Source organism: Mesorhizobium sp. M1295, assembly GCF_040318135.1.
Taxonomy (GTDB): domain Bacteria; phylum Pseudomonadota; class Alphaproteobacteria; order Rhizobiales; family Rhizobiaceae; genus Mesorhizobium.
In genome coordinates this window covers 276,189-294,628 of sequence record NZ_JAMYLU010000004.1, presented here as the reverse complement: position 1 = coordinate 294,628, position 18,440 = coordinate 276,189, and the positions used below count along the sequence as shown (strand labels likewise).

The following is an 18,440-nucleotide window of genomic DNA, read 5'->3' as shown; positions in this document are numbered from 1 at the left end:
GATTTTAGGTGGGTTACTCAGAGTGAGGAGGCAAATCCGATGAAGATTTTATCATGGCTCGGCGCCTTTTCCCCAATCGGAATGCAGCCACACCGGCATGACAGCGAGGCCACCAACTGGGTGACCGATCCGCTGTCGCATCCGGTGCTCGACACCATGTCGGAGCGCGAACTCGCCGACATGCCGTTCAGGCTGACTGCGGGTCGTACTCACTTTGAGACGGCCCCGCCAAGGACCTGCTGCGGCTAAACAAGGACTTGCTGGCACTTCAGGCGAGCCAGCCGCCGACGCGGCCGCGAACACTTCTGGCCCAATAAAAGGCGGATTGTCTCACTGGCAGGCGCACCTATGGTGCACCGCGATGAACATCGCTTCGCCCTTGCGTCTGGCAATCGCCGGCATGATCGCCCTGGCCGTCGCCATGGGCATCGGCCGCTTCGTCTATACGCCGATCCTGCCCGGAATGATGGAAGAGCTCGGCCTGTCGCCGGCCGATGCCGGCTGGATCGCATCGGCCAATTATCTCGGCTACCTCGTCGGCGCGCTTGCCGCCACCGGCGGCTGGGCGCAAGGCCGCGAGCGCCAGCTGATGCTGGCCGGCCTCGCCGCCACTGCGATCCTCGCCGGCCTGATGGGCCTGACCGGCACGATGCCCGTCTTTCTCCTCATCCGCTTTCTTGCCGGCCTCGCCAGCGCCTTCGTATTGGTCTTCATGACCAGCATCGTTTTTGGTCATCTCGCCGCAGCCGGGCGAAACGACCTGCAGGCGCTGTATTTCGGCGGAGTCGGCCTCGGCATCGCGGCGTCTTCGGCGCTGTTGGCAGTCCTCGTCACCGAACATGCCGGCTGGGCTGCGGGCTGGCTGTGGTCGGCGGTGATTTCAGCCTGCGGCTTTGCCGCCGTCGCCTTGCTGGCCGGCGGCACCTCGGCCGCGAACAGCACCACCGGGAGCGAGCCGGCATTGCCGACACACCAGTCGCTGGTGAAGATCATCGTCGCCTACGGCCTGTTCGGCTTCGGCTACATCGTCACGGCAACGTTCTTGGTCGCCATCGTCCGCCAGGGCGGCGGCAGCCGCGTCTTCGAGACTGTGGTCTGGATGGTCACCGGACTTGCCGGTTTTCCCTCGGTCTGGCTGTGGCAGAAGCTCGCGGCTAAAATCGGGCTCTATGCCACCTACGCCTTGGGGTGCCTGGTCGAGGTGGTCGGCGTCAGCGCCAGTGTCGTCATGGGCGGGTGCACCGGGCCGCTGCTCGGCGGCCTTCTTGTCGGCGGCACCTTCATTGCCATCACCGCGCTTGGCCTGCAGGCCGGCAGGCAGCTTGCTCCGCAAGCACCACGCCGGATGCTGGCGGTAATGACGGCCGCCTTCGGCCTTGGCCAGATCATCGGCCCGATCGTCGCCGGGCTGCTTGCGCAGGCCTCGGGTAACTTTTTCCTTGCCTCGATCGTGGCCGCCGCCGTCCTGCTAGCCTCCGGCGCGATCGCCTGGTCGGCTGCGCCAAAATCGCCATGATTATGGTCTTGCTCGGCACCGGGCGTCGGGTAGCGGGCATTTTCTTTCCCACTAATGTGTGACTTTATGCCCGCTGAACCCGCTGATTTGCGCATCGACCGAGGATTTTCCCACAGTGTTTGTATCGTTTTTTCCGCAGCCGAAGCTGTTTTTCACCTCGGCGGCCGTCTGGAGCCTTCTGCTCGTTGTTCTTTGGTTTTTCGGCGGCGAACACCTCGGCACGATGCTTGGCATGCCGCCAGTCGATCCGCAGGCAGCGCCTGTCATAAGCCCAGTGAGATTCCTGACGCCGTCATTCCTCTGGTTCTACGGATATTTCTTCGCTGGTATCGGCATATTTTACCTTTTTTGGGCGCTGTACGCCCCCCATCCCTGGCAGAATTGGTCGATCCTTGGTTCTGGTTTGGTTGTTTTTGTCACTAATTTCATCGTCCAGATAAGTGTGGCGCTGAACGATTGGCGTGGCATGTTCTACGACATGGTGCAGAGGGCCCTGACCACGCCCGGCTCTGTCACGCCTGCCGAGCTTTACTACGGAGTGTGGCAGTTCCTCTCTTTGGCGCTGGTCTATATGACCATCGCGGTTTTGAACGTCTTCTTCGTCAGGCACTATGTCTTCCGCTGGCGGACGGCCATGAACGACTATTTTACCGCCTATTGGCCGAGGCTACGTCATATCGAAGGGGCGTCGCAGCGCGTTCAGGACGACACGATGCGCTTCTCGAGCACAATGCAAGGGCTGGGAGTGAACTTCATCGATTCCGTTATGACCCTCATCGCATTCCTGCCCTTGCTGGCAGCTCTGTCTCGTCATGTCCCAACCCTTCCCATCGTCGGAGCGATTCCCTATCCACTGGTCATCGCCGCAATCGTGTGGTCGTTGTTCGGCACTGGGTTGTTGGCCGTGGTCGGGGTCAAGCTTCCTGGCCTGGAATTTCGGAATCAACGGGTTGAAGCCGCTCTGCGCAAGGAACTTGTCCTTGGTGAGGACGATATGGCAAGAGCGCAACCGCCAACCCTAGCTGAGCTGTTCGCGAATGTTCGGAAGAACTATTTCACCCTCTACGCTCATTATGTCTACTTCGACATGGTCCGGTATCTCTATCTCCAGGTAGACAATGTTTTCGCCACACTTATTCTTGTTCCGACTCTCGCTGTAGGCAAGATAAGCTTCGGCATTTTTCAGCAGGTCGTCTCCGCCTTTTCCCAAGTCGCCAGTTCGTTCCAGTATCTCGTCAATTCCTGGCCTACTATCGTCGAGTTGATTTCTATCTACAAACGTCTGCGCGCGTTCGAAGCGACCCTTGAAGGGGCACCGCTGCCGGTAATCGATCAGCACTATCTGGAACGGGAGCAAGCTGGCCTGCGCCCTGAGGATCAGCCAGCAAGCTAAGAAAATCGGGTGGAGGGCGCTGGGCGGCTCAGCCGCCCACCGCCGCCTGCTTTTCGCCTCGCCGCGCGACATAATCGTGAAAACTGATGCACTCGACGTCCGCTTTGACGCAGACCTCGCCGGCAAAGCGTTCCAGCGCATTCCAGTAGGCGCCGTCATTCATCAGCGTGAAGTGGAAGCCGAGCTCAAGCGGAATGCGCTTGTCCTGGTATTGCGCATCGAAGGCGGCGCGGAACGCGTGATAGGTCCGGTCAGCGAACTCTTCTGCCATGCTCGGCCGCTCGAAGCCGCCGGAATGTCTGACATAGAGATTGTAATCCATGGCGATCACGCGCCTTGAGCTCGGCCCTTCCGGGATCTGCGGCAGCGAAAAGCGCGTGATGCCGTTGACGGTCGGCGGCTCGACCGGCCCGCGCGAAACGCCGCTTGCGTCGAGCAGGAAACCGGCCGCGGGCAGCGCCTCGTAGAGCGCCTTGTTTGCCGACAGATAAGGCGCGCGGAAGCCGACCACTGCCTTGCCTGCGAAATCGCGCCAGCCCGTTGGTTCGGGCGCGATGCCGTTGATCGAATAGGCGTTTTGGAGAATGTGCTTGAACGAGCCGAACTCGCTCAGCCAGTCGGCTTTGCTCCAGTCCTTGCCGTCGAAATGGCCGCAGCCATGGCTGCCGATGTCGTGGCCTTCCCTGGCGGCGAGGTTGATCTGCTCGAGCCGCTCGGCGACTTCCTGTTTGGAAGCGGCAAAGCCGATATTCGATTTGCCTTCTGTCTTGCCGGGCGCGGTGTATTGCTTGCGTGTCTCGGGCGACAGCAGGAACACGCACGAGACGAAATAGGTGAAATGCGCGCCTGTGCGTGCGGCCAATGCCCGGCTGCGCTGCCACTGCGAAATGTCGCGGGCGCTGTCGAACGAGATGATGACGATCTGCTTCGGTTTTGCCGGCGCCGCCGGCGGGTCGGCAAAAGCCGCGCCGGTAGCAATCGAAAACGCAACAACGCGGGACAAACGGGACAAAGGCATCTGACCGGATTGAGGAATGTAGAAGCACCGCCTACCGGTGAAATATGGCACGGGTACGATCGACCTGCGCGGCCGCCGTTGGCGGTGGTTGCCTCGTGAATGGGCGATTTTCCTGCCGAACCCCTTCCATGCCGGCGAAATTTCGCTAAAACGCGGGCTCATCAACCGCCCCGGCCGGGGCATGAATGGTTTTGATCCATGTCGGACGACAGTTTTATCCGCGAAGTCAACGAAGAGATTCGTCGCGATCAGGCGCATGCGCTGTGGGACCGTTTCGGTCCCGCCGTGCTTGTGCTGGCCGTGCTGGTGGTGCTCGGCACCGCTGCTGTCGTCGGCTACCGCTATTGGGACGAGACCCGCGCCAACCGCTCGGGGGATGCCTTCTCGCAAGCGCTAAAGCTTGCCAATGAGGGCAAGAACGACGAGGCGCTTGCCGCTCTGGAGGGGCTTGAGAAGGACGGCTACGGCGCCTATCCGCTGCTCGCCCGCATGCGTGCGGCAACCGTCAAGGCGGACAAGGGCGACGTCGACGCCGCCGTCAAGGATTTCGACGAGGTCGCCGCCGACACCAAGATCCCCTCCGGCATTCGCGACATGGCGCGGCTCAGGGCAGCGCTGCTTCTGGTCGACCATGGCTCTTTCGCCGATGTCTCCAGCCGCGTCGAGGCGCTGACCGCCGACACCAACACGCTGCGCCATACGGCGCGCGAGGCGCTTGGCCTTGCCGCCTGGAAGGAAGGCAAGGCGGCGGATGCATTGAAGCTGTTCGACCAGATCGCCGCGGACGACGGCGCCCCGCGCAACACGCGCGAGCGGGCGACGTTGATGTCGGAGCTGATCCGCGGCTCGGGCGGTGTATCGTAATGCATGTCGCCCAAAAGTGCACAGCGGTTTTGGGGCAACGACATGCATAGCAGGGCCGGATGACCTTCAAAGTCGCCATCATCGGCCGGCCTAACGTCGGCAAATCGACCCTTTTCAATCGGCTGGTGGGAAGGAAGCTGGCGCTTGTCGACGATACGCCGGGCGTCACCCGCGATCGACGCGTCCATGCCGCAAAACTCTACGATCTGCATTTCGACGTCATCGACACCGCCGGCTTCGAGGATGCGGCCGCCTCGACGCTGCCCGGCCGCATGCGCGCCCAGACCGAGATCGCCATCCGCGAGGCCGACCTGATCTTTTTTACGATCGATGCCAAGTCCGGGCTGATGCCCGACGACAAGACGTTCGCCGAGATCGTGCGCAAGTCCGGCAAGCCGGTTGTCGTCGTTGCCAACAAGGCCGAGGCGCGCGGCGCCCAGGGCGGCATGCTGGAGGCCTGGGAGCTCGGCCTTGGCGAACCGATCCCGGTCTCGGCCGAACACGGCCAGGGCCTGCCCGATCTGCGCGACGCGGTGATCGCGGCACTTGGCGAGGCGCGCGCCTTCGGCGAGGACGAAGAGGCCGGCGAGGATGAGGTCGCCGCCAGCGAGGTGCTGATCGGCGAGGACATCACCGACCCGGACGCAGAGCCGAGCTATGACGACACCAAGCCGATGCGCATCGCCGTCGTCGGCCGTCCCAACGCCGGCAAGTCGACGCTGATCAACGCGCTGATCGGCGAGGAACGGCTGTTGACCGGCCCCGAGGCCGGCATCACCCGCGATTCCATCTCGGTCGACTGGGACTGGCATGGCCGCCGCTTAAAATTGTTCGACACCGCCGGCATGCGCCGCAAGGCCAGGATCCACGAAAAGCTCGAAGTGATGTCGGTGCAGGACGGCTTGCGCGCCATCCGCTTTGCCGAGATCGTCATCATCGTGCTCGACGCCACCATTCCCTTCGAGAAGCAGGATCTGCAGATCGCCGACCTGATCATCCGCGAGGGCCGTGCCCCGGTGATCGCCTTCAACAAATGGGACCTTATCGACCATCCCCAGGAGTTGCTGGCCGAGCTGCGCGAAAAAACCGAGCGGCTGCTGCCGCAGGCGCGCGGCATGCAGGCGGTGCCGGTGTCGGCCGAGACCGGGCGTGGCCTCGACAAGCTGATGGATGCCGTCATCAGGACGCATCGAGTTTGGAACAGCCGTGTGTCGACCGGCAAGCTCAACCGCTGGCTGGAAGGCATCCTGGCGCATCATCCGCCGCCCGCCGTCGCCGGGCGTCGGCTGAAGATCAAATATGTCACGCAGGCCAAGACGCGGCCGCCGGGCTTCGTCGTCTCCTGCTCACGGCCGGATGCGATGCCGCAATCCTACGTCCGCTATCTCTCGAACAGCCTGCGCGAGGCTTTCGACATGCCCGGCGTGCCGATCCGCATCGCCTTGCGCACCTCGGACAACCCGTTCGCCAGCAAGGCAAAGAAGCGCCACTGAGCGCCACTTCTCCTCTACGCCACGTTGCGCAGGACAGGCGCTGTTTGCGTCTGCGGCAACGCTTCCAGCGCCGCCTGCAGCAGGATGTCGCCAAGCCGCGCCGCCACCGGGTCGGGCTCGGCCTCCTTGCGGTGCAGGAACAGCGCCATCTTGGGCAAGGCGGGCAGTCCGGCGATCTCCGGCGTCATCGCCCTGACGGTGGCCGGCAGGCCGATATCGGTGCGGATCGTCAGTCCGAGCCCGGCGGCAACGGCCGCCCAGATGCCGCCAAGGCTCGGGCTGGAGAACGCCATCCGCCATGACAGGCCGGCGCGGTCGAGCGTTTCGGTCGCCACGCTGCGCAGCAGGCACGGCGCCTCAAGCGCCACCAGCGGCAATGGCTCGCTATCGCGCAGGCTGATCTCGATCGGTTTTGTCGGGCCGATCCAGCGCATCTGGACGTCGGCGACATGCCGGCTGTAAGGCAGCGTCGCGCCATTGTGCCAGGCAAGCGCGATATCCAGGCTGCCCGAAATGATCCGTTCGGCAAGCTCGTGGCTGCGTGCGATCCTGGCTTCGATCTTGACCTTGGGATGGGCGCGGGCGAAGCGCCCGAGCACCTCCGGCAGGACCGCCTCGCCGAAATCCTCCTGCAATCCAAGCCGCACCCAGCCCTCCAGCTCGACGTCGTGGATGGCGGACGCGGCCTCGTCGTTGAGCTCGATCAGCCGCCGCGCATAGCCCAGCATGGTCTCGCCTGCCTCGGTCAGCGCCAGGCTGCGCCCCGACTTTCGGAAGATCGGCGTCGCCGCCTGCTCCTCCAGTTTCTTCAATTGTGCGCTGATTGCCGAGGTCGAGCGGCCGAGCCGGTCGGCGGCCTTGGCGAAGCTGCCCAACTCCATACCGGTGACGAAGCTGCGCAGGACGTCGAGATCGAATGTCACGCGTCGGATGGCAATAATCCTGGTATTTGGGACATTACGTCAAAAACTTCCTGATATTCAGGACGAAGCTATGGCGATAGAGACAGCGCGTCAAGACCGAACGCAACCAGCCCATGCAGGAGCTGAACCATGTCTGCTGTCGCCACAGGACCAGATTGCAAACCGTTTCGCCCAGGCGCCGTTGCCGCCCCGTCGGAAGCGGCGGCACTTCGAGCCAATCATCGCTGGAAGGTGCTGGGCATCGGCGTCGCCGCCAATGCCTGCTTTTCCGCGACCTTCTCCGGCATTCCGGCGACGGCGGTGTTCCTGCGCTCGGGCTATCATCTCTCCAATGGCGAACTCGGCATGGCGCTTGGTCTTCTCGGCCTGGGCGTAGCGCTGAGCGAATTGCCGTGGGGACTGCTGACCGATCGCTGGGGCGACCGCCGCGTGCTGCTGACCGGGCTCGGCGCAACCGCGGTTTGGCTGCTTGTCATGGCCGCGCTGATCGTGCCGTCACCGGCCCACATTCCTGGCATCGCGCTTCTCGCCGCTGCCCTGCTGGTCACCGGATTGCTCGGCGGTAGCGTCAACGGCTCCAGCGGCCGTGCCATCATGGCCTGGTTCGGCGAAGGCGAGCGCGGCTTTGCCATGAGCATCAGGCAGACAGCGGTGCCGCTTGGCGGCGGGCTTGGCGCGCTCGTGCTGCCGTCGCTCGCTTCGGCCCATGGCTTCACGGCGGTCTTCGGACTTCTGGCGGCTGCATCCGCCGTCTCGACCTCTCTCGCCTGGCGCTGGCTGCATCAGCCACCGGTGCATGACGATACCAATTCGAGCAGCACGGCATTGCCGGCCGGCCCGGCGCCGCTGCGCAACCCGGCCGTCTGGCGCATCGCAACAGCCATCGGCCTGCTGTGCTTTCCGCAGGTGGCGGTGCTCACCTTTGCTTCCGTCTTCCTGCATGATTTCGCCGGCATGGGAACAGCCGTGATCAGCGCCAGCCTCGCCGCCGTGCAGGTCGGCGCCATGGTCATGCGCGTCTGGAGCGGCCGCTACACCGACCGTCACGGCAACCGCCGGTCGTTCCTGCGTCTGTGCAGCCTGTTGAGCCTGATCGCCTTCACCGTGCTTGCGGCGCTCGTCTTGTTGGCGGCCCAATTCTTGTCAGGCCAAGTGCCGATGCTGTCGCCGGCGATCGTCGCGATGCTGGTCGTGGCCGGCATTTGCGTCTCCTCCTGGCATGGCGTCGCCTACACCGAGCTTGCGACGCTGGCCGGCGCGAGCCAGGCCGGAACGGCGCTCGGCCTCGCCAACAGCCTGGTCTTCATTGCCTTCTTCCTGGTGCCGATCGCCATCCCCGGACTTCTCGTGCTCTGCTCGTGGGCAGGCGTCTGGCTGGGTGCGGCTATTTGCGCACTGATCGCCTGGCCGATCTTTCTTCCGTCAAGCGATGGCCGCAAAAGCGCCTGACTTCGACATGAGATGGGAAAACAACGTTCTAAGCTGTTAACGCCCCATCAAGGTTAATGCATCATTGTAGCTCTCCAGTGGGGTCCGTTGCGTTTCTGGAGAGTTCCGTGCATCGACGTGTTTTGACGCGGCTTGTCGCCGCCGCCGGTGACAAAAAACGTTCCTTCCTATCTCCGTTTATTATTGGCCTTGGCATCTGGATCGGCTTTCCGACGGTCGCTGCCTATCAGGACATGACAAGCCTGGTCTCCGGCCTTGAGGCGCCGAGCGTCCGCTGGAACGCCTATGTCGAGAAGTCCGTCGCCGGCTCCGTTCACGCCGCCGAAATGCCCTTCCTCGATTCCAGCAGCACCGGCTCGCTCTCCGGCTCCGGCGTCCAACTGCCCGGCATCGGCTCCGTCTCGTTTCGCGGCAAGGGCGGCATCGCCGGCACGACGCCGGACGAGAACCGTATCACGCGTGCCGACAAGAAGGGCCGCATCATCCAGGTCTCGCCCGTCTCGCCGCCGAAGAACTTCAACGCCGGCTCGATCTTCGAGCGCACCTCTTCGCTGCTCCGCCCAAGCATGGACAGCGGCCTGAGGATGGCTTTCGCCAAGCCCGAGATCAAAGGCAAGGAAATCCAGATCGCCGCCGCCTTCCACACGCGCGTCGACAAGAAGCCGGATCCCGGCGTGCCGGCGATGCTTGCCGCGCTGGTCAACAACGATCATCCCGACGTGCTGGCGACCGCCTATGCCTCGTCGGCTCCCGACTATGCCAAGGCATCGCCTTTCGAGGCCTTGCTGCAGGACGAGGACCCGAACGATGGCCGCTTCATTCCACCGCTGAGCAAGGGCGATCATTCTTGGATGCAGACGCCGCTGCCGGCGAGCGTCTTTTCCAAACCGGAGCAGGCCTGTCTCGCCAACGGCATCTATTTCGAGGCGCGCGGCGAATCCGTGCGCGGCCAGGCCGCCGTCGCCCAGGTCATCCTCAACCGCGTCCGCAACCCGGCCTATCCGAACTCGATCTGCGGCGTCGTCTACCAGAACGACAACTGGTTCAACCGCTGCCAGTTTTCCTTCGCCTGCGACGGCAGGAAGAAGCGCATCGACAATCCCGCCGCCTACAAGACCGCCCAGGATGTCGCCATGGCCGTCACAGCCGGCAAGATATTCATTCCGGAAGTCGGCTCGTCGACCCATTATTACGCCAACTACGTCCATCCGGGCTGGGCGAGGACGATGAAGAAAATGACCAGGATCGGCCTGCATATCTTCTACCGCACCTATGGCGGCGGCTGGAGCTGAGTGCTCGGGCAGCCCTTGCATCTTTCGCGGGAGAGCGGCCGATCGAAGACCCGTCGTCGTGGGGATTCGGCCGCAGCCCGCCAGAGACCGCGTCGGGCACGATGTCGCACCCAAGCAAGTAGCTGATTTATAACGAAAAAATACTTGAGCTTGAACGTCCGCTCGTGGCTTGACGGGCGCGGACCCTCTAACTATGTTGCCGGCGACTTTAAGAAGCGGACGGACGGTGACGGTCTGACCGGGCAGGGGGGTTGCGTGGCCGACAAGAATGGGCCAGACGGAACCGGAAAAACCGGCCGCGGCAAGCAGCATGAAGCCGACATCCGCGACGACGATCTTGAGCGCCGTCGGCGCGACCTTGAAGCATCGCTTGCGACAAGGCGGCCGGACCGGCTCGAGGGGAAAGACGACGCGAAAGCGGGCAGTGTGGCGGGGTACGGCCAGGCGCTCAAGCTGTCCAGCGAGTTCATCGCCGGGATAGTGGTCGGCGCGGCTCTCGGCTGGTTTATCGATCGCGTGGCGGGGACATCGCCATGGGGTCTGATAGTCGGGCTGTTGCTGGGTTTTGGCGCCGGCGTGCTCAATGTCCTGCGTTCAGCCGGGCTTGTGTCGGAATTCGGAACGGGCGACAAACCGCGCGATCCGAAAGAATGAATTGAGGCGCCGCATGCCGGCGCATTGAACAGGATACTCAAGCCGTCTGCGGCTTCGATGGGGATTTAAAGTGGCTGCTGACAAGGTCGATCCGATCCACCAGTTCCAGATTCAGCCGATCATTCCGATTCACATCGGCGGCTACGACCTGTCTTTCACCAATTCGGCTCTGTTTATGCTTGCGACGGTTGCTGTTGCATCGGCGTTTCTCTACCTCAGCACGTCGAGCCGCAGCCTCGTTCCCGGCCGCCTTCAGTCGGTCTCGGAAATGGCCTATGAATTTGTCGGCAATATGCTGAGGGACGCCGCGGGCACGCAAGGCATGAAGTTCTTCCCCTTCGTGTTCTCGCTGTTCATGTTCGTGCTTGTCGCCAACCTGCTTGGCCTGTTCCCATATTTCTTCACCATCACCAGCCACATCATCGTCACCTTCGGCCTCGCTGCGCTGGTGATCGGAACGGTCGTCGTCTACGGCTTCACCAAGCACGGCTTTGGCTTCCTGAAGCTGTTCGTCCCGCATGGCGTGCCGGTCTACCTGCTGCCGCTGGTGGTGCTGATCGAGGTGATTTCCTTCGTCTCGCGTCCGGTCAGCCTCTCGGTTCGTCTGTTCGCCAACATGCTTGCCGGTCACATCACGCTGAAAGTGTTCTCGGGCTTTGTCGTCAGCCTGAGCGCGCTCGGCGCGGTCGGCGTGGCGGGCTCGGTTCTGCCGCTGGCGATGGCCGTGGCGCTGACGGCGCTGGAGCTGCTGGTCGCGTTCCTGCAGGCCTACGTCTTTGCCGTGCTGACTTGCATGTATCTCAACGACGCCCTGCATCCCGGGCACTAACAAGGTTTCCGGCATTGCCGCCGGATCGAATTTGCAACGGAATTTTAGATCCAAAGGAGTTGAACAAATGGACGCAGAAGCAGCAAAGTACATCGGCGCCGGCATCGCATGCCTCGGCATGGGCGGCGCGGGCATTGGCCTCGGCAACATATTCGGCAGCTATCTGGCGGGCGCGCTGCGCAACCCGTCGGCCGCCGACGGCCAGTTCGGCCGCCTGATTTTCGGCTTCGCCGTGACCGAAGCGCTGGGTATTTTCTCGCTTCTCATCGCGCTTCTCGCCCTGTTCGGCTGAATACTTGTTCGGCTGAACATTGGGAAGAATTGAACAGGCCGGCCGCGATCCTGCGGCGGGTCTGAATTTCGGGGATAGTCCATGTTCGTGACATCTGCCTTTGCGCAAGAGTCCGCGCCCGCCGCAACGGAAGGCGAAACGCACGCCGCCACCGGCGTGCCTGCCGAGGCGCACGGCACGTTCCCGCCATTCAATCCGGCGACGTACCCGTCACAGCTGCTGTGGCTGGCAATCACTTTCGGGCTGTTCTACCTCTTCTTGAAGCGGGTAGTGATGCCGCGCGTCGGCGGCATCATCGACGTGCGCAACGACCGCATCACGCAGGATCTCGATCATGCTGCCCGGCTGAAAGGCGAGGCCGATGCCGCCGTTGCCGCCTATGAGCAGGAATTGGCGGAAGCCAAGGGCAAGGCCAATGCGATCGGCCAGCAGGCCAACGATGCGGCCAAGGCGGAAGCCGAGGCTGCCCGCAAGACGATCGAGGCAGCGCTTGACCAGAAGCTTGGCGAGGCCGAGGCGCGCATATCTTCCATCAAGGCCAATGCCATGAAGGAAGTCGGCACGATCGCCGAGGACACCGCTTCGGCCATCGTCGAGGCGCTGGTCGGCGGCAAGGCCAGCAAGGCCGAGATCGCGGCCGCGGTCAAATCCGTGGCCGGGTGAGGAGCGCATCATGGACGCCACATCTCTCGCGACGCTTTGGGCAACCGTTGCCCTCATAATCTTCCTCGGCATTGCCATCTACATCAAGGTGCCGGGCATGATCGCCAAGGCGCTCGATGCCCGTGCCGACAAGATCAGCAGCGAACTCGAGGAAGCGCGCCGGTTGCGCGAAGAGGCCCAGCAGTTGCTCGGCCAATATCAGCGCAAGCGCAAGGAAGCCGAGCAGGAGGCCGCGGCCATCGTCGCCGCCGCCAAGCGCGAAGCCGACATGCTCGCCGCCGAGGTGCACAAGAAGACCGAGGATTATGTCGCCCGGCGTACCGCCTTGGCAGAGCAGAAGATCGGCCAGGCCGAGCGCGAGGCGATCGGCGAAGTGCGCGCCAGCGCCGTCGACATCGCGGTCGAAGCCGCGCGCGCGCTGCTGGCCGGCAAGATCGACGCCAAGGCCGGCGCCGACCTTTTCAACGCCTCGCTGCAGGATTTGAAGTCGAAGCTGAATTAAGCGACGTCGTCGAGAAATTCATCCAAGGCCGCCTGGGAAACCTGGCGGCTTTTTTGTTAGCGAAAGCGGCTGAGCGCAAATCTCCCCCCTCGAGGGGGAGATGTCGCCGAAGGCGACAGAGGGGGTCAGTACGTCCTGGCGCGACGCCATGTGGGACGAAAGAGAAGGTTGGCGCTTCACGCGAGGCGACCCCCTCTGGCCTGGCCATCTCCCCCTCGAGGGGGAGATTACGCCTAGCCGCTTTCGCTCAATCCAGGCCCGAAAGGCCCTCTTCCTCCAGCACCTCGGTGCCGCCGAACCGGAACGGCGCGAAGGAGGCGCGGTGCAGCCGTGCCACTGGCCCGTGCAGATCGATCGCCGTGCGATGGCGCACAGTGGCGTAGCCCATATGCAGCTCGAAGCCGTAACGCGCATGATGGCTGCCGCAGCCGCACATCATGCGGTCGCGCAACACCTTGGCGACGATCGAGGCTGCAGCGATCGACTGCGAGCGCTGGTCGCCCTTGATCAGCGCTTTGCCCTCGCAGGGCAGGCCGGGCGGCACGTCGCGGCCGTCGGCCAGCGCCAGCTTCGGCCGGATTGACAGGCCGGCCACTGCACGGCGCATCGCCTCCAGGCTGGCCTTGAGGATGTTGGAGGCATCGATGCCTTCGGCGCTGACCGAGGCCATCGATACGGCGAGTGCGGAGCCGAGGATTTTCAGGAACAGCGCCTCGCGCTGCAAATGCGTCAGCCGCTTGGAATCATCGAGGCCGTCGGGGATGTTGGCGGGATCGAGCACCACCGCTGCAGCCACCACCGGCCCGGCGAGCGGGCCGCGGCCGGCCTCGTCCATCCCCGCCACCGGCCACAGGCCTTCGGCCATCGCCTTCGTCTCGAACGAGAAGTCGGGTTTCTCGACGATTTCGAAGAGAAGCGGAGAATCGGAACGCGGGCGAGCCATGGTGCGGCGAGGTTCGCATCGGCTCCGATTCTCCGCAAGTCCCCTCCGGGTCGGGCGGGGCACCGGACCAGGAGGGGCTACCGTCTGCAAGCCCGGGGACAGGACAGGCCGGACGGGATTTTTCGCCTGCTGCGGCCGCTTCAAGCGGCTGGCGCGAGACGCTTTGTCACAGCAGCATCAGCTGCTCGGTTGCCTTGGCGGCGGGGACGAACCGGTCGGTCCTCAGCGAGCGCCGCTCGGCATTGAGGCCGAGCCGTTTGGCGGCGATCTCGAAACGGCGGCCGATCTGCCAGGCATAAGGGCCGGAGCCTTTCATGCGCTTGCCCCATTCCGAATCGTAGTCCTTGCCGTCGCGCATCGAACGGATCAGCGACATGACGTGGCGATAGCGGTCGGGATAGTGGCGCAGCAGCCAGTCCTTGAAGATCGGCGCGACCTCCAGCGGCAGGCGCAGCAGCACATAGCCCGCTTCACGCGCGCCCGCTGCCTGCGCCGAATCGAGAATGCGCTCCATTTCCGAGTCGGTCAGTCCGGGGATGATCGGCGCGACCATCACCGAGGCCGGAATGCCGGCGTCCGAAAGCTGCCTGATCGCCTCCAGCCGCTTGGTCGGCGTCGACGCGCGCGGCTCCATCGTTCTGGCCAGCATCCTGTCCAATGTCGTCACCGACAGTGCCACCTTGGCCAGCCCGCGTTCGGCCATGCGTGACAGAATGTCGATGTCGCGTGTCACCAGCGCTGACTTGGTGACGATGCCGACCGGATGCCCGCGCGCCTCCAGCACTTCGAGGATCTCGCGCATAATCCGGTATTGCTTCTCGATCGGCTGGTAGGGATCGGTGTTGGTGCCGATGGCGATGGTGCGCGGCTGGTAATTATCCCTGGACAATTCCTTGTCGAGCAGCCGCGCCGCATCCGGCTTGGCAAACAGCTTCGATTCGAAATCCAGCCCCGGCGACAGGCCCATGAAGCTGTGCGTCGGCCGCGCGAAGCAATAGACGCAGCCATGTTCGCAGCCGCGATAGGGATTGATCGAGCGGTCGAAGGAGATGTCGGGCGATTCGTTGCGGGTGATGATGGTGCGCGGCTTCTCGACCTGTACCTCGGTCTTGAAGGGCGGCAGCTCCTCCAGCGAATTCCAGCCGTCGTCGAACACATGCCGGCTGACCGGCTCGAAACGGCCGGACGGATTGATGCCCGCCGACCTGCCGCGATTGCGGTCTGGGCGGACGCGCATGCCGCTCTGCTCGATCATCGCATTCGCCATCTCGGCCCTGCCAGCGCCGAAGGCGGCAATGTCGGCACGCACGATCTGTTCCATTTTGGCCCTTTCCCAGGGACTGTCCGCCCGCTGTCGAATCGCTCTGCTCATGAATGTATTCCTATCGCACCGAGTGGAACAAAGCAAGAACTTTCTCGCGGCGTGCCGCAAAAACTGGCGCTGCCCACCGCTTTCCGCTATTCGGCTAAACATGCTCAGCGTCCTGATCGAAACCCTGAATGACGAGGAGGGCCTCGCCCGCACGCTCGCCTCGCTGATCGGCGGCGCGGTCGAAGGCGTGGTGCGCGACGTTCTCGTCTGCGACACCGGCTCGACCGATCAGACGCACCGCGTCGCCGAACATGCCGGCTGCCACTATGTCAGCGGCGGCATCGCCGCCGGCATCAGGCAGGCCAAGGGCGACTGGCTGCTTTTGCTGGAACCGGGAGCGCGGCTGGGGGAGGGCTGGATCGACGAGGTCGTCGCCCATACGGCCAGGCAAACCATGGCGGCGCGATTTTCACGGGCACGCGGCAGCCGCGCGCCGTTCCTGTCGCGGGTCTTTGCCGGAAATCGCGCTCTCGCCGAAGGCTTGGTGATCAGCAAGCGTCAGGCCGCCGCGCTGTCTAAGAGCGCCCGCAGCGCCGAAGCGATCGCCCGCGGCCTGGCGACAAGAAGGCTCCACGCCGAGATCTGGGTGGCGCCGCGGAAGTGACGGCTTACCATCCCGGCCTAGGAAACGCCGCCCAAGCAAATTTTCTGGCGGGTTGTCGTTTATTGTGCATTGCACAAAATCTGGCCGGGGGTTACCATTCCCAGCGATACGGGCGAATGGGTTTGGGGTGTGCCGGAGCGGCGACGACGACTATCGTCGATGCTGTTCCCTCGACATTTGAGGACCCCGATGACCCTTTCAAGCCCTGACAAGTCCGGCGCTGCAAGCCTCGAGGCGATCGCACGCAACGGCGGTACGCTGCGCCGCATCGCCGCCCGCATTCCGACCTATCTTTCCGACCTTCGCGAGAATCCGGCATGGCTGCCGATGTTCATGCTGGCGCGCACCATGCCGGCGCGGCGGCTGCACTGGCGCGGTGCGAAGCCGGTTCGGCCGGCGCGCAATGTCAGTGAAACGATGTTCGCCGGCGTCGATCGCGATGCCGTCGTCGGCGCGCTGCGGACGGAGGGGCTCTATTCGGGCCTGACGCTGCCAGCCGCCATCCATGAGGAGATCGCCCGCTTCGCCGAGCACACGCCATGCTTCGGCAATTTCGACCGCCGGCTGGAATTCCTGCCCGAAAAACACGCCGATGCAGAAAAGCATTTCGGCCGCCCGCTGCTCAGCGGCCACTATTTCGAGCGGGTCCTCGACTGCAACGCTGCGGTCGCCGTGCAGCGCGATCCGCTACTCCTCGACATCGCAGCGCACTATCTCGGCAGCCAGGCCAAGCTGATCACCACCCGCGTCTGGTGGAGCTTTCCGACCGGTGGCGTCTCGGACGCCGACAAGAACATGGCTTCGCTCGGCAAATACCATTTCGACCTCGACGACTGGCGCATGCTGAAGTTCTTTTTCTACCTGGTGCCGGTCGACAACGACACCGGGCCGCATGTCTATGTCCGCGGCTCCCACAACCGCCGCATCCTGAAGCATCAGCTGACGCTTCTGGTCGGCCATTCGGCGGAAGAGGTGCTGGGCGTCTATGGCGAGCAGAGCCCGGTCACGCTGACGGGGCAGGCCGGTCTCGGCTTTGTCGAGGATCCGTTCGGCTTCCATATGGGTACCGTGCCGACGCGCACGCCACGACTGATGATGGAAGTCGGCTTCGGCGTCTCGCCGCCGTCGCGCCGGCGGTTTCACGGCGAGCCGGTCATTCGCTGAGGCGGGATCGCCCGGCTGATACCTCGCTCCGTCTCAGCCGCGCCGCAAATGCTCGTCCAGGCGCGGCATGATCTCGACGAAGTTGCAGGGCATGTGCCGATAGTCGAGCTGCGGCTTCAAAATGCCGTCCCAGGCGTCCTTGCAGGCGCCGGGCGAGCCCGGCAACACGAAGACGAAGGTGGCGTTGACGACGCCGCCGGTTGCCCGGCTCTGGATCGTCGAAGTGCCGATCTTGTCGTAGGAGATGCGGTGGAACACTTCGGAAAAGCCGTCCATGCGCTTTTCGAAGATCGGCTCCAGCGCCTCCGGCGTCACGTCGCGGCCGGTGAAGCCGGTGCCGCCGGTGGTGATGACGACATCGATCGCATCGTCCTTCGACCAGCCCAAAACCTTGTCGCGGATCTTGTCGCGGTCGTCGGTGACGATGTCACGAGCGGCGAGGATGTGGCCGGCCTCGGTGATGCGGTCGGCCAGGGTCTGCCCGGATTTGTCGTCGGCGAGGCTGCGCGTATCTGAAACGGTCAGTACCGCGATGCGTACGGGAACGAAGGGGCGGCTCTCGTCAATCCTGGCCATGCGCCTCAGCCTCCGATGTCATGCTTCGCGTCGCGGCGACAAACCAGTCGGGATGGCGGCTGCGGATATCGACGGCCGCGCGCTTGGCCACATTGCCGGTCTCGAACAGCCCGAAACAGGTGGCGCCGGAACCAGACATTCTGGCAAAACCGGCTCCAGCCTTGTTGAGCACAGAAAGCGCCTTGCCGATGGCGGGCTGGATTGCACGCGCCGCAGGCTCGAGATCGTTGCGGGTGATCTCCAGCCAGTTGCGGATGCTGTGGAAGTCGAGGCTGTGCGGCAGCGGCGGCAGCCCCGCATTGTCGCGGCGGCCAAGCGCCTCGAACACTTCGGCCGTCGAGACGGCAGTTCCTGGATTGACGAGCACCAGACCCAGGGCCGGGAAACTCCGCACGAGCGTCAGCTCGTCGCCGATGCCGCGGGCTATCAGCGGCCTGGCGGCGAGGCACATCGGCACGTCGGCGCCAAGCGACAGGCCGATCCGCGCCAGTTCGGCATCGCCGATGTCGAGCCTCCAGGCCTGGACCAGAGCACGCAGCACAGCCGCCGCGTCGCTTGACCCGCCGCCGACGCCGGACGCGACCGGCAGGTTCTTTTCGAGCCTGATGGCGACAGCCGGCGCATGCTGGGGACCGGCCTCGCGACGCAGCGCGTCGCGCGCTTTCGCCACCAGATTATTGTCGTCGGCCGGTACCGCGGAGGCGTATTTGCCGGACACGGAAAACCCGTCGCTGTCGGCAAGTTCCGTCTCGATGCGGTCGCCGAAGCGCGTGAACACAGCCAGGCTTTCGATCGTGTGATAACCGTCGGCGCGCCGGCCGGTGACGTGCAGCGCGAGATTTATCTTGGCGTGCGCATGCGATGCCCGGATGCTGGTCTCGGAATCCACTGGC

Annotated in this window: 20 protein-coding genes; 14 read left to right on the top strand and 6 right to left on the bottom strand. The window is 64.0% G+C overall.

Annotation, left to right across the window (positions count from 1 at the left end; all coding sequences use genetic code 11):
* Window positions 1-39 precede the first annotated feature (39 nt).
* The 3 genes from NKH29_RS08815 (at window position 40) to sbmA (ending at window position 2,909) form a co-directional block, all read left to right on the top strand.
* Window positions 40-249, top strand: coding sequence for a hypothetical protein (locus NKH29_RS08815; RefSeq protein WP_352496674.1), 210 nt, complete (start codon window positions 40-42; stop codon window positions 247-249).
* A gap of 112 nt (window positions 250-361) precedes the next feature.
* Window positions 362-1,516 carry a YbfB/YjiJ family MFS transporter gene (locus NKH29_RS08810; RefSeq protein ID WP_352548682.1) on the top strand — a complete coding sequence of 385 codons (1,155 nt, stop codon included), beginning with the start codon at window positions 362-364 and terminating at the stop codon, window positions 1,514-1,516.
* 115 nt (window positions 1,517-1,631) lie between these two features.
* Window positions 1,632-2,909 (top strand): peptide antibiotic transporter SbmA, encoded by a 1,278-nt coding sequence (gene sbmA / locus NKH29_RS08805; protein ID WP_023716846.1) that lies wholly within the window; start codon window positions 1,632-1,634, stop codon window positions 2,907-2,909.
* A 28-nt stretch (window positions 2,910-2,937) separates the two neighbouring features.
* On the opposite strand, the gene NKH29_RS08800 is transcribed toward sbmA, so the two are convergent.
* Window positions 2,938-3,927, bottom strand: coding sequence for a polysaccharide deacetylase family protein (locus NKH29_RS08800; RefSeq protein WP_502897683.1), 990 nt, complete (start codon window positions 3,925-3,927; stop codon window positions 2,938-2,940).
* A gap of 198 nt (window positions 3,928-4,125) precedes the next feature.
* On the opposite strand from NKH29_RS08800, the gene NKH29_RS08795 reads away from it, so the two are divergent.
* Together NKH29_RS08795 and der are read left to right on the top strand one after the other, a co-directional pair.
* A complete protein-coding gene (locus NKH29_RS08795) occupies window positions 4,126-4,791 on the top strand; it encodes a tetratricopeptide repeat protein (RefSeq protein WP_352548679.1) in 666 nt (221 codons plus the stop codon).
* Between the two features lie 59 nt (window positions 4,792-4,850).
* Window positions 4,851-6,284 carry a ribosome biogenesis GTPase Der gene (der, locus tag NKH29_RS08790; protein WP_352814322.1) on the top strand — a complete coding sequence of 478 codons (1,434 nt, stop codon included), beginning with the start codon at window positions 4,851-4,853 and terminating at the stop codon, window positions 6,282-6,284.
* A gap of 14 nt (window positions 6,285-6,298) precedes the next feature.
* Here der and NKH29_RS08785 read toward each other — a convergent pair whose 3' ends face one another.
* Window positions 6,299-7,216, bottom strand: coding sequence for a LysR substrate-binding domain-containing protein (locus tag NKH29_RS08785; protein WP_352484126.1), 918 nt, complete (start codon window positions 7,214-7,216; stop codon window positions 6,299-6,301).
* Window positions 7,217-7,336: 120 nt separating this feature from the next.
* Between NKH29_RS08785 and NKH29_RS08780 the strand changes: the two genes are divergently transcribed.
* The 7 genes from NKH29_RS08780 (at window position 7,337) to NKH29_RS08750 (ending at window position 12,888) form a co-directional block, all read left to right on the top strand.
* Window positions 7,337-8,656: an MFS transporter gene (locus NKH29_RS08780; protein ID WP_352484068.1), complete on the top strand. Its 1,320-nt coding sequence runs from the start codon at window positions 7,337-7,339 to the stop codon at window positions 8,654-8,656.
* A gap of 107 nt (window positions 8,657-8,763) precedes the next feature.
* Complete coding sequence (locus NKH29_RS08775) at window positions 8,764-9,948, top strand: cell wall hydrolase (RefSeq protein WP_023716851.1); 1,185 nt, start codon at window positions 8,764-8,766, stop codon at window positions 9,946-9,948.
* 255 nt (window positions 9,949-10,203) lie between these two features.
* Entirely contained in the window at window positions 10,204-10,602 is a 399-nt protein-coding gene (locus NKH29_RS08770; protein WP_023716852.1) for an AtpZ/AtpI family protein, read from the top strand.
* A 70-nt stretch (window positions 10,603-10,672) separates the two neighbouring features.
* Window positions 10,673-11,431 (top strand): F0F1 ATP synthase subunit A, encoded by a 759-nt coding sequence (locus NKH29_RS08765; RefSeq protein ID WP_023716853.1) that lies wholly within the window; start codon window positions 10,673-10,675, stop codon window positions 11,429-11,431.
* A 67-nt stretch (window positions 11,432-11,498) separates the two neighbouring features.
* Window positions 11,499-11,723 (top strand): F0F1 ATP synthase subunit C, encoded by a 225-nt coding sequence (locus tag NKH29_RS08760; RefSeq protein WP_006206606.1) that lies wholly within the window; start codon window positions 11,499-11,501, stop codon window positions 11,721-11,723.
* 81 nt (window positions 11,724-11,804) lie between these two features.
* Window positions 11,805-12,386, top strand: coding sequence for a F0F1 ATP synthase subunit B (locus tag NKH29_RS08755; protein WP_023716854.1), 582 nt, complete (start codon window positions 11,805-11,807; stop codon window positions 12,384-12,386).
* 10 nt (window positions 12,387-12,396) lie between these two features.
* The gene (locus NKH29_RS08750; RefSeq protein WP_352999389.1) at window positions 12,397-12,888 is read left to right on the top strand and encodes a F0F1 ATP synthase subunit B; all 492 of its coding nucleotides are present in this window, start codon (window positions 12,397-12,399) and stop codon (window positions 12,886-12,888) included.
* Window positions 12,889-13,135: 247 nt separating this feature from the next.
* On the opposite strand, the gene rnhB is transcribed toward NKH29_RS08750, so the two are convergent.
* Both rnhB and NKH29_RS08740 read right to left on the bottom strand, forming a co-directional pair.
* Entirely contained in the window at window positions 13,136-13,831 is a 696-nt protein-coding gene (gene rnhB, locus NKH29_RS08745) for a ribonuclease HII (RefSeq protein ID WP_352483735.1), read from the bottom strand.
* Between the two features lie 166 nt (window positions 13,832-13,997).
* A complete protein-coding gene (locus tag NKH29_RS08740) occupies window positions 13,998-15,152 on the bottom strand; it encodes a PA0069 family radical SAM protein (RefSeq protein WP_352483734.1) in 1,155 nt (384 codons plus the stop codon).
* A 151-nt stretch (window positions 15,153-15,303) separates the two neighbouring features.
* Here NKH29_RS08740 and NKH29_RS08735 point away from each other — a divergent pair, with 151 nt between their 5' ends.
* Both NKH29_RS08735 and NKH29_RS08730 read left to right on the top strand, forming a co-directional pair.
* A complete protein-coding gene (locus NKH29_RS08735) occupies window positions 15,304-15,807 on the top strand; it encodes a glycosyltransferase (protein WP_023716858.1) in 504 nt (167 codons plus the stop codon).
* 189 nt (window positions 15,808-15,996) lie between these two features.
* Window positions 15,997-16,971: a phytanoyl-CoA dioxygenase family protein gene (locus NKH29_RS08730; RefSeq protein WP_023716859.1), complete on the top strand. Its 975-nt coding sequence runs from the start codon at window positions 15,997-15,999 to the stop codon at window positions 16,969-16,971.
* 33 nt (window positions 16,972-17,004) lie between these two features.
* Here NKH29_RS08730 and moaB read toward each other — a convergent pair whose 3' ends face one another.
* Together moaB and NKH29_RS08720 are read right to left on the bottom strand one after the other, a co-directional pair.
* Entirely contained in the window at window positions 17,005-17,547 is a 543-nt protein-coding gene (gene moaB, locus NKH29_RS08725) for a molybdenum cofactor biosynthesis protein B (RefSeq protein ID WP_023716860.1), read from the bottom strand.
* On the bottom strand, window positions 17,534-18,436 hold the full coding sequence (locus tag NKH29_RS08720; RefSeq protein WP_352483741.1) for a 4-(cytidine 5'-diphospho)-2-C-methyl-D-erythritol kinase: 903 nt from the start codon (window positions 18,434-18,436) through the stop codon (window positions 17,534-17,536). The genes moaB and NKH29_RS08720 overlap by 14 nt, the downstream gene beginning before the upstream one ends.
* Window positions 18,437-18,440 lie beyond the last annotated feature (4 nt).